The sequence below is a fragment of the Paenibacillus sp. JT22N1 genome (assembly GCF_059692155.1).
On record NZ_JCAUAW010000023.1, the window covers coordinates 22,061 to 36,008 of the forward strand.

General features: G+C 40.3%; 10 protein-coding genes. 8 read left to right on the plus strand and 2 right to left on the minus strand.

The window, feature by feature from the left end; genetic code table 11:
• Positions 1–143: 143 nt before the first annotated feature.
• On the plus strand, positions 144–2,333 hold the full coding sequence (locus AC58UU_RS32230; RefSeq protein ID WP_497321642.1) for an S-layer homology domain-containing protein: 2,190 nt from the start codon (positions 144–146) through the stop codon (positions 2,331–2,333).
• Between the two features lie 163 nt (positions 2,334–2,496).
• Here AC58UU_RS32230 and AC58UU_RS32235 read toward each other — a convergent pair whose 3' ends face one another.
• Complete coding sequence (locus AC58UU_RS32235) at positions 2,497–3,237, minus strand: YwmB family TATA-box binding protein (RefSeq protein WP_497321643.1); 741 nt, start codon at positions 3,235–3,237, stop codon at positions 2,497–2,499.
• A 526-nt stretch (positions 3,238–3,763) separates the two neighbouring features.
• Here AC58UU_RS32235 and AC58UU_RS32240 point away from each other — a divergent pair.
• The 5 genes from AC58UU_RS32240 (at position 3,764) to AC58UU_RS32260 (ending at position 10,047) form a co-directional block, all read left to right on the plus strand.
• Positions 3,764–6,880, plus strand: a complete 3,117-nt coding sequence (locus AC58UU_RS32240) for an RCC1 domain-containing protein (protein WP_497321644.1) — start codon at positions 3,764–3,766, stop codon at positions 6,878–6,880.
• A gap of 101 nt (positions 6,881–6,981) precedes the next feature.
• Positions 6,982–7,125, plus strand: coding sequence for a hypothetical protein (locus AC58UU_RS32245; protein WP_497321645.1), 144 nt, complete (start codon positions 6,982–6,984; stop codon positions 7,123–7,125).
• A 665-nt stretch (positions 7,126–7,790) separates the two neighbouring features.
• Positions 7,791–8,630, plus strand: a complete 840-nt coding sequence (locus AC58UU_RS32250; protein ID WP_497321646.1) for a hypothetical protein — start codon at positions 7,791–7,793, stop codon at positions 8,628–8,630.
• Positions 8,631–8,668: 38 nt separating this feature from the next.
• The gene (locus AC58UU_RS32255; RefSeq protein WP_497321647.1) at positions 8,669–8,923 is read left to right on the plus strand and encodes a GNAT family N-acetyltransferase; all 255 of its coding nucleotides are present in this window, start codon (positions 8,669–8,671) and stop codon (positions 8,921–8,923) included.
• Positions 8,924–9,204: 281 nt separating this feature from the next.
• A complete protein-coding gene (locus AC58UU_RS32260) occupies positions 9,205–10,047 on the plus strand; it encodes a tyrosine-type recombinase/integrase (RefSeq protein WP_497321648.1) in 843 nt (280 codons plus the stop codon).
• Between the two features lie 156 nt (positions 10,048–10,203).
• Here the strand turns inward: AC58UU_RS32260 and AC58UU_RS32265 are convergent, their stop codons facing one another.
• Entirely contained in the window at positions 10,204–10,788 is a 585-nt protein-coding gene (locus AC58UU_RS32265) for a TetR/AcrR family transcriptional regulator (RefSeq protein WP_497321649.1), read from the minus strand.
• Positions 10,789–12,612: 1,824 nt separating this feature from the next.
• Between AC58UU_RS32265 and trxB the strand changes: the two genes are divergently transcribed.
• Positions 12,613–13,542, plus strand: a complete 930-nt coding sequence (gene trxB / locus AC58UU_RS32270; RefSeq protein WP_497321650.1) for a thioredoxin-disulfide reductase — start codon at positions 12,613–12,615, stop codon at positions 13,540–13,542.
• A 49-nt stretch (positions 13,543–13,591) separates the two neighbouring features.
• Positions 13,592–13,903, plus strand: coding sequence for a thioredoxin (gene trxA / locus AC58UU_RS32275; protein WP_497321651.1), 312 nt, complete (start codon positions 13,592–13,594; stop codon positions 13,901–13,903).
• Positions 13,904–13,948 lie beyond the last annotated feature (45 nt).

Here is a 13,948-nt window from a genome sequence, read left to right on the forward strand (position 1 = left end):
CCCTTGTGGTCTTTTGTTTTGCCTATAGTTATCTTATCAAAATAGATCTCATTCTGGAAAAAAAGTAACAACTCAAGACTTAGATTTATGATAAAATGAAAACTGTCTGTAAAATTCATACAGCGAAGGAAAATGGAGGACTTATGCATATTCGACTTATATTTTGGAAGCAGTTCCTGGCCTCATTACTTTCATTAGTTCTTCTACTATCAACTTGTACAACTGCTATTGCAGGAGACGCAACGGACAATCAAAATCATTGGGCAGAAAAACAACTGTCAGAATGGATGGCTAAAGGATACTTAACAGGGTATTCCGATGGTTCCGTCCGACCAGACAAGACCGTAACTCGTGGTGAGTTTATAACTTTCATAAACCGCTCATTCGACTTTAAAGAAGCGGGTACGGTCAACTTCAAGGATACCGACTCATCTAGCTGGGATTATGGGGAAATAGCAAAAGCTATAAAGGCCGGTTATATTAGCGGTTACGAGGATGATACGATCCGCTCAAACAAAACGATCACACGGCAAGAAGCTGCCATTATCTTGACGATCTTACTTAAGATCGATACTTCTAAAGCGGTAGAAAAATCAGTGAAATTTAAAGATGAATCCTCAATTGCATCTTGGGCCATGAATGCCATAGATGTGCTAGCCTCAAAAGGTATTGTTAACGGCTATGAAGACGGTACCTATCGTCCTAATCAGTCGATTACAAGGGCAGAGGCAGTCGTGACAATTGATCGTGTGAAAAGCGCATCAGGTATCACGTATAACAAAGCAGGGACATACGGGCCGTCAAAAGGAATGGATACGATTCAAGGCGATGTCGTAATCAGTGGTGCGGGCGTAACCTTACAGAATCTCACCATTAATGGTAATTTACTGCTTGATGAAGGCATAGGTTCAGGTGATGTCTTCCTTAATAATGTCACAGTTAAAGGTATCACAACTGTGAAGGGCGGCGGAGAAAACTCCGTTCACTTTAAGGACAGTGCGCTCGTTACTGTCATCGTTAATAAGAAGGATGGTACTGTTCGCATTGTAGTTGAAGGTAGTACAAAGGTACAAACCATACACATTGAATCCTCTGCGAAGATTGAACAATCCAGTGATAGCACAACATTGATCTCGCATGTGATACTTACGAATGAGTTACCAGAGAATTCTAAAGTGACGCTTATAGGTAAATTCGATTCGGTAGATATTGTTGCTAATAAAATCGTAGTAGAAATTCTATCTGGCATCATTGGAAACTTAAATGTGAACAAAGGAGCCGAAGGCGCTAGCATAAACCTAAGCCGAGATGCTTCGATAGTTAACATGCTTTTGGACGCGGTTGTAAAAGTCCTTGGTGACGGAAAAATTGATAAAGCTACAATCAACGATGGAGCAAATGGATCAGAGTTCGATCATAAGCCAACAGTAGTTGTCGGAGTACAAAAAGATAGTATTAAAGAAAACAAGCCGGTGTTTGGTGGTGGTGGTAGTAGCGGTGGTGGTGGTGGTAACACTACGCCACAGATTACAACTGCTCCAGTATCCAGTGAGATCCATACTTTTAATTATTTTAGTGGGAACGATGAGGTTCATTTTGAGAACAATATGCCAACTGGTGCAACTTTAAAAGTCTACGACTCCGCTACGGGTGGCAATATTATCGGAAACAGCAACACGAATCAGGTCATTATCACGAACGGTTTTTCAACAGTAGTTTCCAACGTTTATGTATCTCTTACCGAAACTGGAAAACTGGAAAGCGAGAGGGTCGGACAGAAAATTGCAATTGCATTTCCATCTTCCCCCAACTTACTCGATATAAATATTAGGAACTATCGAGTGGGCGATGATCGAATTATTCTCAATCGCTATGAAATGCCTCCTGTTTCGCTTGTAAACTTTTATGATGGCACAGGACAGAGAATAGATACTACCCTCTCTACTAAATCTTCATCTTCTTTAATGTTTATTGTTAACCAAGGATTCGATTCTGTATCATCAAGCATCTATGCTGCTTATACTGTTACCGAAGATACATATGCATATGTAGAAAGTAAGAGGACGGAGCTGCAGATTCCAACACCGATCGATAAAGAAAATATGATAGTGGGAACAAATCTATCCTATACAAGTGATCAATTTGGTGAGAATTTAGTATTTCTCCACGCGACTACATCGAATGTTTCTGTAATAAGAGCTAACATTACCGATGGGTTCCTCATTGTTACTCCAGTAAATCGAGGTCTAGCAAGCGTATCTGTAGTTATTCGAAAAGAAAATGGCGAAGCTTTTAATATTGTATTTGATGTGGAAGTCATTGCTGCTCCTTGAGTAAACCTTACAAAAGAGATTAAAAGAAAGAAAAAACCTGCCCAGAGTTCAACTCTTCAGAGTTGAACTCTGGGCAGTCTCTTTTTGATTGATTACGATGTATATACCTTTTACGCCCCGCTCGGCTCCAATACAAAGAGGTGCAGCACTGAACCACTCCCGCTTAATATTCCATCGTGATGATCGGTGTCCCAACCGTTAGGCGCCACAGACCCGATGTTGTATCATGATGAAGGGAAATTTGAATGTTGACCTTGTGCTTGCCGCTCATAATAAATCCATCGAACACCGATGAGGCTAGCGATATGCTATAGGTCGACCTTTCAACAACATTTCCTTTATATACACGTGCTAATTCCGCCAAGAATTCCTTTGGGTTGCCTGACAAGGAGGCCGCTTCCGAAGAAGCATTACCTTGCATCATCACATTCCAAATGCCAAGTATGCTCTGATCTTTTAAGCGTGTACCCATTTGCTCCTGCCACTTCAAGAGATGATCTTGATCCACACTACCTGAAGCATCCAAACGCAACACCGCATAACAAGATGACTGTCCAGCTGGACTTGCAACCGTTAGCGTTATGTACGCTCCAGGTTCAAGCTCGGATTTCGCGGTATAAATCGCTTGCTGTGAAGGCAGTGAATCGTTATTCGTATGAGCAAATCCCAGTTCTCGGGATAAGCTTTCGCCCGCGGCGATAATTTTACTATTTTCGCTGTCACATTTCCCAAAATAACTTGTATATTTAATAATAACTTTAAGATCAGTTTGCATAAAAGGCTTCGCCACGTTCATCAGCAGTTGCGCATCTTGCTTGGCATGTGCATCCGCATGACGGATCCATCCGAAGAAAAGTCCCACGATTGTTAAACACAGGATGGCTTGGGTCCAACGTGTCCGCATGAAAAAAGCACCTCTTCACTAGAATCTATCACTCTAGTAAAAGGATGCCCTAATCTAGCAAATGCTAAACCTATCCACGGAACGTAGCTGGAATAATATGAAGAAAATTATAAACTTTAGCAACCTTTTTCTTATTTTGTTATACATTTATTTTACGCTTTCATTATTAGTTCGACGATCCATTTTCGCTTGTTCTTTTTTATCTAGGCAACAGTTGGAGAAGTAGCATGGCAGGAATTACATAACCCATCCACCGACTGTTCCTGATGGTAGAGGCGTCCTCTTTCTCAATGAAACCGTCGATATCATCAAAGTTGAGATGAATCCAATGTGAATCAAGTTGACTAAGCTGCGTTTCGTAAGTAGCTATTGCTGCGAACACTGCGTTACAAATATGAGCATTTATCAATGAAGTTGAATTTATTTGAGACATAAACATTATTCTACAAATTATAACGATATTTGCATTCCAAAGTAGTTACAATGTACTAATTACCACAAATTAACTACATGAGGAGACGTTAAGTTGAAGAAACGAGTAGCTATTTTATTAATTATTGTATTTGCACTTTTTTCTGGACCTAATTTAAGTTTTGCTGGAGAGGCTGTACAACTATCAAGTAGCAGGATAATTCAATTATCCACAGGTCAATCGCACGTAATGACTATTACTGATACTGGAATGTTATTAGGATGGGGAAACAATAGTCATGGACAACTTGGTAATGGTAGTTATATTAATAGCACTAAGCCATTACAAATCGGAACTGATACCGATTGGTTAAAAGTAACTGCAGGGCGAAACAATACATTTGCAATCAAAAAGAACGGTACTTTATGGGCGTGGGGTAGTAATTCTTATGGTCAGCTAGGAACTGGTGATACTCAAAACTATAATATTCCAATACAAATTGGAGCAAGTAATGATTGGGTTAAAGTAATTGCAGGAATTACATTTTCTGTAGGATTAAAAAAAGATGGAAGTATTTGGATGAGCAAGGATGGTGAAGGGTATTATTTCAAAAAAGTTTTTGATGGCTCATGGACTGACATTTCTGTTGGGGGTAGTCATTTACTTACGTTAAAGTCAGACGGCTCTCTGTGGTCATGGGGAGGGAATGGAAATGGAGAACTAGGGATAGGTACTGATGGACATACAGCTGGAAATGTTTTTGTCGATACGATTCAACAAGTTGGAATAGACTATGATTGGTCAATTATTTCTGCGGGAAATGGATCATCAATTGCACAGAAAAAAGACGGAAGTGTTTGGAAATGGGGGATGAACAGTAATAACATAAACATACTATACCCAGAAATGATTGATGCAAGTGTTAATGCCAAAGTTATTAGTTCTTCGTATTGGCATTCTACTTTAGTTAAATCAGATGGTACATTATGGACATTAGGTAAAGATACTGGCTCAGCGCAAATCCATGACGTGGGCACTCTGTTTCAGCAAATTGGAACTAAGACAGACTGGTATGAAGTAAAATCAGGTGATAGCTATACAGTAGGTTTAAAATCAGACGGGACTCTTTGGTCTTGGGGTTACAATAAATACGGTCAATTAGGAAATGGTAAACAAACTGATCAGTTGATTCCAACTCAAATAAGTAATAAAAATAACTGGACACTGGTTTCTTCATCTGGAGAACATACTGTTGCAACTGACACATATGGAGACTTATGGGCATGGGGACAAAATTTTGGATATCTTGGTGATGGTACGTGGGACACAAAATATTTACCTGAAAAGATAAGTACAGTTTCAAATGTTACATATATTCAAGCTGGTTGGTATTCAAATTATATAATTAACAAAGATAATGCTCTATACAACTGGGGAATTAATTCAGACTATCAATTGGGCGATGGAACAAATAATACTATTTACGAGCCAAAGTTGATCGGCATTAGTCAAGATTGGAAGTCGATCAGTAGTAGCTATACTGGTACTTTTGGATTGAAGAATGACGGTACACTATGGTTTTGGGGGACTGATTCAAATGGAAGCTTTTTTGGTTCCAGTTACCCATGGAAGATAATTAAGGAACCAATTCAAATTGGAATAGATAGTGATTGGGAAAAAATATCCGTTGGAAATGTATTTGTACTGGCTACCAAAAAAGATGGATCACTTTGGGCAGGAGGAAATAACTATCCAAGTAATACCCTAAATAATATTGACATGAAAAGAATTGGAAGTGATAATGATTGGGATCAAATTGATGCAGATTTCTTTTTTAGTGTTGGGATAAAAAGGGATGGGAGCTTATGGTTTTGGGGTAATGACTTACTAAATAGTAATCTTCCTAGCATGCCAACAAAAACAATAGATGCACCAGAACGTATCGGTACTGATTCAGATTGGATAAAAGTTTCAGCAGGTAATAAACATATTCTATTAATAAAAAAAGATGGTACAATTTGGGCATTTGGAAATAATGATTCGGGACAATTAGGTGTAGGAAATAGAGTTAGTAAGATCCTTCCTATACAAATTAGTAATCAAAAATGGAAAGAAATCTCCTCAGGTAGAGATGGTTCATTTGGAATAAGCATTGATGGGACGCTTTGGTCATGGGGATCAAATGATTCCTATGCACTTGGATTAGGGACAACTAATATTACTCCTGATCCTGAACATTTAGAAATAGATTTTCCAATTGTTTATGAAATTAATAACAGTGGTACAGTGGTAAATGGAGTAACAATTCCAAACTCTGATGTGCAAGTTTTAGTAAATTCTACTGTTATTGCATCGGGCAAGGCAAACGATAAAGGGATTTTTTCGATTAAGATAAATAAACAATCTTCGGGGACTATATTAAGTGTCATTGCAGTAGACGTAAATGGTCAGGTAAGCAACACAACAAGTGTGACAGTAAGCTCAGCACCAGATACAACAGCACCAATTGTTAATGGTGGTGGTGGCGGTGGTTTCATAATCAGCATCCCACCTGTGGAAACACCTAGTAAGGAAAAGCCAGTATCTAAAGACGTTTTCACAAAAAATATTGATACTACAAAAGTTATAACTGCAATAAAAGAACAAATCTTGACTAATAGAAGCTCATCCGCGAATGTTTTTTCTGATACTGCAAATCATTGGGCAAATCAAAATTTAAAAGTATTTATTAAACTTGGAGTAGTTAATGGCTATAAAGATGGTAGTTTCCACCCAGATGATAAGATTACGCGTGCAGAGTTTGCAACAATAATTTCTAAAGTATTTAGCCTTGAAAGTAGCGGCAATGTTTTAGGTCTTTCCGATGTTAAAGGTCACTGGGCTAAAGATGCTATTCAAGCGCTTTCTTCTCGAGGTATTATTAATGGCTACGAAGACAGTAGCTTTAAGCCAGATAACACTATTACTCGTGCAGAAATTATAGCAATACTTGCTCGTGTGATCGACTTAAGTTCAGCTCAAAAATCAAGTAGTGCTTCTTTCGGAGACATTGATGGTTCTTGGAATAGTGAGGAAATTAAAGAAGCTGCTGAGGTAGGGTTAATAGAAGGTCGGAATACCTCGACGTTCGCCCCGAATGAATCTTCTACTAGAGCAGAATCTTTAACAATTATCTTAAGAGCATTGGAATTAAATCCTGAAATTAAAACCATTCTAGATCAATTAAAATAAATTATTTAGGGGATCGTAACTTTACGCTCCCCAATGGGTATGTCAGTAACTATACGTTGATGCAAACCTTAGGTGTGCAGAGGTGTATCGTACCAAAAGTAGTGATAAAGAAGAAGGTTGAAATAGTAGTTGAAAGTCAGTATGGCAATGAAAGCGGCCCTGAATATGGTAGCGGGGCTGCGTGGCGAAAAGCCGCAAAATTTAATCACTTAAAACATCTTGTTATTATCGCAGGACATGCTTAGAAGGATCGTTATTACGATCCTCCTAAGCATGTCTTCTTTGTTTTTCTTAAACGCCCGTATAGGCCATGAAGCCGCCGTCAACTGGAATGGTGGTACCTGTTGCTCAAAATCAAACTTAAAGGAGTTGAAATAATTTGGCTAATTTTCTCGCAACATTTCTTTGGTTTGCTCTATGGGCAGACTCGCTATTCCTTGGAATCATAGCTAATTCAATTACTAAGAATGATCGTTTTTCTTTTGCTGTCCTAATCTGTTCAACGGGGATTGCATTTATTGGAGGCAGCTTTTTTGGCATTCTCAATTTTGTTTATGTAACTTTAGCCTAGGAGTCTCGGGCACGGTCGTGTCAACCATCGTGTCGATGTGTTTTTGATCAGCGATTGGAAATCCGCGCTTTCGCACACAAACATGTACACTAAAGTAATGCGATATTGAATAATGCACAGAAAGAAGCACTTCGTGGTTACACTCAGGTTGTCAAAGCGATGATCGCATACTGATAATCATAGAGATCTACCGCATAATAAGTGGTACGACATCATCGCTGGATCTGAATTCTGCCCCTTGACTTCTCAAACTCGGAATCAGTCGAAAGATTTCTGGGTACAGCAACCCGTTTTATGGTAACTTTAAGGATGTGTGGAAATTACAAGGAGGTTTTTATAATGAGTACTGTTCAATTTAATCTTTTCAATAATGGAATTGATTTTCTTAGAAGGGGATTAAACGAGTTTCTTTCAGAGGGAAACTCCCACTATGAAAAATATTCCGCATTACATATCGCAACTGCTGTTGAATTGATTCTAAAAGAAAAATTGATGAGAATAAATCCAGGGCTTATTTACAAGAATCCAGGATCCGCTTTTACTGTCACTGTTGATGAGGCTATTAAAAGACTGCACGATAATGGAGTTCAAATTACCCAAAACCATTTACATAGTATTTCCGTATTAAAAGACTTAAGAAATAAACTAATTCATTATCAAGTTACATATAACATTCGTGATCTCTCAATGGTTATTTCAAACTGTTTAGAATTCATACATAACTTTTTGTTAACTGAACTACAAGTAGATTTAAAAACTATAGCAGAAAGTGAAGACTGGATATCATTAATAGATAGAGTAAATAGCATAGGGAAGCATTATTTAGAGGAAGCTTTAAAGAAAATAGATGAGATTAGAAGAACAGAAACAATTTGTGTGCATAATAAAGACATTGATGCATATTGCCCGCGATGTAATACTGAAACTATGTTAATTAAAGAGTTGCTGCAGGAATATCCAAAATGGTCCGGTAATTGTTTAATATGTGGACTAGAAGCTATGCTCACGAGTTGTCAGTTCTGTTCCACGACTATTATTGATTATGGAAGCTCTGAAATATGTAATGTTTGTAGTGAAAAGATGATTGGGAGAAAAGACATTTTTAACCCATATGGAACTAAAGAAAATATTGAAGAGTTAAAGACAATAATACAACAACAACTTGATCTAAAAGATTGAACGAACTAGATTATTGCGCTTTTCGTTCCTTCAATAGTGTGGGAGCTTATTTAGGAGTATCTGGAAAGGGACTAATGACAGAGGCAGTAAAGGGGATAACTAATTTCGCTATTGAGTTTTTGGAAGCAAACCGCATCGAAATACGTTGCAATAGCCGTTATATAGCAAATGCACGTGTAGCAGAACAAGCAGGATATACGTTGGAAGGTATACTCCGAAACTGGAGTCATGAGAAGAATGGTGATTTAGCGGATATGATGGTTTTTGCAATGGTTAAAGGAAAAGAGTATTAGATATGTCTAGATACGAATAAAAGTATTGCTTTGATAAAGAAGTTACTATAATAACCTGGAAAGGTTCTGTGTGATTTTGTTTTTCTACTCTCGGGGACCGCGCTAAAGGGCAGGATGACGGGGGAATGTTATTAAGCTAACGGGAAACGTTACTTCAATAAGAATCGCAGACTTGCTGCACAGTCGGATGACGGTAATCGATAGATTAAAATTGAATATAAGATTAAACCCTCCTATTTCTAGCAAAACTAGAGTTAACAAAACTTGGGAGGGTTTTTATTATGAATTTGAAGGATCTGTGGATGCTGTATGAAGCTGATAAACGTATTTTGGGATTTAGTTCGCACACAATGAAAGCATACGCTTTACAATTAAAGATGTTAGTTTTTGATCTTGGTGATCTTGAACTAGAGGAAATATCTCTAGTCTTACTTAAAGACTATTTGGCTAGGGTATCAGAGAGATTAAAACCTAGTAGTTTAGGCCATCGAATTCGATTTGTGCGTTCCCTTTTTCGTTTTGCATTTGAAGAAGGACATCTCACGCGGAATCCTTCTATTAAGTTGAGAGAACCAAAGATGGACAAACGAATTCCGAAATTTCTGATTGAAGAGGACGTAATTCATCTTAAGATTACCTGTCGATCTCATAGAGAGCACGCATTATTAGAGTTTCTATATTGCACAGGATGCCGCGTTGGAGAAGTTCAGAAAATAAACCTTGAAGATATCAACTGGGAAAACTGTTCTGCTATTGTAAATGGTAAGGGATCCAAACAAAGAGAGGTCTATTTTACTACGGAGTGTAAGGTTTGGCTTAAGAGGTACCTGGAGAGCAGAAATGATACTTGTAAAGCATTGTTTGTCACCGAAACGAATCCTGTCCGTCGATTGTCGATTCCAACGATACGTTGGTCTTTGAAAAAGCTTGCTAAACGTGGTGATATTACTGCGAATGTATATCCACACCGATTCCGCCATACATATGCCTGCCAATTGCTAGATAACGGTGCACCGTTAGAATTTATTCAGGGGATGCTAGGACATGAGAAAGCATCTACAACTCAGATTTACGCCCAACTTCGCGGTGAGCGTAGGAGAGAATTATATCGTCGTTATTTTTAAGACTAATCAATGTATTGCCTTTACTCAAGAGAGGCAAAGTGTAGGTTACACGAACCGCTCCAAGCGGAAAGGCCATGACCCTCAACTAATTGTTGAAAAACATGACCTTTTTCAGTGCCCACTTTCACTTTTTACACCAAGGCGAATAACTGATTTTCATTTGGGTGAAATAAGGGTAGAACAAAGATACATCAGAATTTGCTCAGGCGAATAAACTCGAACAACTTTTTGAAGAAAATATGCTTCGATACTTATTAGCACCATATCTACTCTAAATTTTATATTAGGGGCTGGATGCACAGATGATTCCATTTCATCGAACATTTTAACTAAAATTTTACGCATTTTGTTATAAAGTGGATTTTGTGCCTGATAAGGAAGCTTACCCTCTATAAGCAATTGAGCTTTATTTTCAATGAAGAGCATGTAAATGCTCAAAATCCCTTTTAGCTGTTGTTGAGGTTGCTCTTGCCAATTCTTTTTAAGGTAATTTTCGATATCCTCAAAAAGAATAATAACACTATCCTGTATTAAATCCCGACACAAGTCACCTTTATTTGTATAATGTCGATATAGTGTGCCCTGACCGATCTTAGCTTCTACAGCAATTTGGGTCATGCTTACTTGATCAGCACCCTTTTGCTCAAAAAGCTTGTGGGCAGCAATTAGTATACGTTGACGATTTTCAACTGAATCTCGACGTTCTACTCGAGTATTCAATCCTGTAGTATTTTCCGCCACATAATCACATCCTAATGATAAAATTACTGATCAGACGGGTGGAGAATTCCCGATTAGCCAACTTAGGTTAATATACCTAAGTTGAAATATTGTTTAACCCCTAAAAAACATATTTGATATTTATTGTCTACAAATTATTCCAATATTATCCTCCCACTAATGAGAGATTTTTCATTCAGCACGAAACGGTCCATTCAAGTCTTTTTAAATTTACTCACTAACTTATTTCCGGGGCTAGCTGTGTTATTGTCTTCAAAATATGAACATGAATTTTCAGCTAAAGAATTAGTTTGTGACAGTCAAAATCAAAATGAATTCGGAAGTTGGACTCTCTAATACTTATCTTTCATTTTCAAGACGTATTACCGATTCAAACACAGGTACAGCTAAACGGCCAAGTTAACCATTCGACTAGAGTGAGAGCCCCCAAGGCTCTTTTTCTGTATGCCACGAGGCACGCATCTTCTAGCCGGTGAAAGTCCGGTCGCGGGAGGGGCCAAGTCCCCCGTAGCTAGGAGGCCTGCGTACGTCGAAATCCGTGCGTATGAAGTACATCGACGAAAGTACCGGTCGGAGACTGAGCGAGCGACATGCCAAGCCGTAACATGAAGTGAATCCTGCCGCGTCGTCAAAAAGGCCGAGGGAGACAAGGAAGCCGAGTCGCGGGAATATCGACGAAGGCCACGGAAGCTGCGAGGAACTTGGAACGGCAGCGAAGAATCCTCACGCGTAGAGTGGAGCGGCATGAGATGAAAGAGGATGCAGTGAACGCGGGTGAGGACACACCCCTGCTGCACGGGATTTTTTCGGCTCGTAAAGAGGCGCTCTATAAGCTCAGAAGGTGAAATGCAGGAGCGCGTCCCTGCACCCTTCAGTCGCCGTGCGGTAGAGTAGGGAGATGAAGACGAAGATTAAATGAACACTTCGCGGCCTTGAGCTGCTCACTTTAGGCATGGCACCCTCCACCGAAGGAGTTGCTCATTTTTCTCGGAGCAATCGTTTACTCACAACCGGAATGGTGGCTCTTCATCGAATATTCACTTTGGAATTCAAATACCCGATTTGAACTTCAAAATGAAAGGGTTAGTAGAGACCCTTATTTTTACTAGTCCTAATGCTATCTCAAATCTTTTTGAGGGGGAGATGATATCTTGCAACCGGGTTAGTTGAGGTACAGCATGCAAATTGTGATGCTCAGGCAATTACTGACATCATTCTTGATAAATGAACATGAATTCAATTTGATAGAAAACGCAGCGTGATTATGGCATCTATTTGAATATTGCTTCCGGGTAAGTCATTCATTTCACTTGAAGTTTGTGGACTATCAAAATGGAGCTTTGAAATCCAAATTCACACATTTGTTGATTTCACCTGAATTCATTACGCTAATAGCGTAGAGATATGTCTGCTGATAACCGCAGTGTTGCTAAAACTGCTTCATGATAAAAACGAGTTTACAATCACTTCAATATTCATCACATTTTTTGAACCGCTAGTTAAGGCGTTTCTGACATAATGAAAGCGACTCGTCATCGAAGCGTTTTCAATGAGTGGATATTTGACAGTAAGTTTTGAATAGCCGCGATTGTGTTGGCCAATTGTAATCTGGTTTACAGATAATAAAAGAATTGGGTCGTAAAATAAAATAGGAATGAACGAAATTTGTATTAAAGGAGATGCTCGAAAATGAGTTATTTAGCATTATCTAGAAAAACAGCACCGGTCACTGGAGGATTTTCCTCATAAGGTTTGCTTCAAATTTATTTGTGAACAAGTTAAATGCTCCGTGATATGGATGAAAACAGAAGAGGAGGCCTTCCTATGCATTATAAAGCGATTATTATCGGTACAGGTCCGGCCGGTCTAACGGCGGCGATCTATCTGGCAAGAGCGAATGTTGCTCCACTTGTTATTGAAGGAATTCAACCCGGCGGCCAATTGACGACAACAACCGAGGTCGATAACTTCCCGGGGTTCCCGGACGGGATTATGGGTCCCGAGCTGATGGATAACATGCGCAAGCAAGCGCTGCGCTTCGGCGCTACGATTCAGCCGGGCCGGGTGACGAAAGTGGACATGTCCAAGCGGCCGTTCACGCTGTTCTTGGAGGACGGCGGTCAATTGACGGCTGATTCGTTGATTATTTCGACAGGCGCATCGGCCAAGAAGCTGGGCATCCCCGGCGAAACCGAGAATATCGGCAGAGGTGTCAGCACCTGTGCGACTTGCGACGGCTTCTTCTTCCGCAACAAGAGAATCATCGTGATTGGCGGCGGAGATACCGCGATGGAGGAGGCGCAATTCCTGACCCGGTTCGCGTCCGAAGTTCGCGTCGTGCATCGCCGCAATGAACTGAAGGCTTCGAAGATCATGCAGGATCACGCGCGCGGCAAAGAGAAGATTGCTTGGAGCCTGAACCGGACACCGCTCGAAGTAACGGCGGGGCCGATGGGCGTAAGCGGACTGAAAGTACGTAACAACGAAACGGGCGAGGAGGAGCTGCTGGAAGCCGACGGGATTTTCCTAGCGATCGGCCACACGCCGAATACGGGCTTCTTGGCCGGGCAGCTGCCAACCGATGAGCTCGGTTATCTGCAAGTCATTCCGGGCACATCCCAAACCGCCATACATGGCGTTTTCGCCTGCGGCGACGTGCAGGACCGCATTTACCGCCAAGCCATTACGTCGGCAGGCAGCGGCTGTATGGCCGCGCTGGATGCAGAAAGGTTCTTGTCCGAGCAGCACGCTTAATATTTTCGCATAACGAATCAACCAATCATTCTTAAGGGAGGCATATGCCATGTCAGTTCAACCGATAACAGATGCTACTTTCCAAAATGAGACCGCAGCTGGCACTGTGCTCGTCGATTTCTGGGCGCCTTGGTGCGGAACTTGTAAAATGATCGCTCCGGTACTGGACGAACTGTCCGCCGAGATCGGCGATAAAGCCAAAATCGTAAAAATCAACGTAGACGATAATCCGGAATCCGCGGCCAAGTACAACGTCATGAGTATCCCCACCCTGTTAATATTCAAAGACGGGCAAGTCGTGAACCAAATAGTCGGGGTGCAACCGAAAGATCGATTGAAGGCGGCTATCGAGCAGGCCTGAGAGTCAGAAAAAAACACCCATACACCATGTTAAACCTAATCGCCC

Bases quoted from the DNA above. Each gene is read 5' to 3' on its own strand.
- AC58UU_RS32230 (WP_497321642.1), top strand. From the start codon at position 144: ATGCATATTCGACTTATATTTTGGAAGCAGTTCCTGGCCTCATTACTT.
- AC58UU_RS32235 (WP_497321643.1), bottom strand. From the start codon at position 3,237: ATGCGGACACGTTGGACCCAAGCCATCCTGTGTTTAACAATCGTGGGA.
- AC58UU_RS32250 (WP_497321646.1), top strand. From the start codon at position 7,791: ATGAGTACTGTTCAATTTAATCTTTTCAATAATGGAATTGATTTTCTT.
- AC58UU_RS32260 (WP_497321648.1), top strand. From the start codon at position 9,205: ATGAATTTGAAGGATCTGTGGATGCTGTATGAAGCTGATAAACGTATT.
- trxB (WP_497321650.1), top strand. From the start codon at position 12,613: ATGCATTATAAAGCGATTATTATCGGTACAGGTCCGGCCGGTCTAACG.
- trxA (WP_497321651.1), top strand. From the start codon at position 13,592: ATGTCAGTTCAACCGATAACAGATGCTACTTTCCAAAATGAGACCGCA.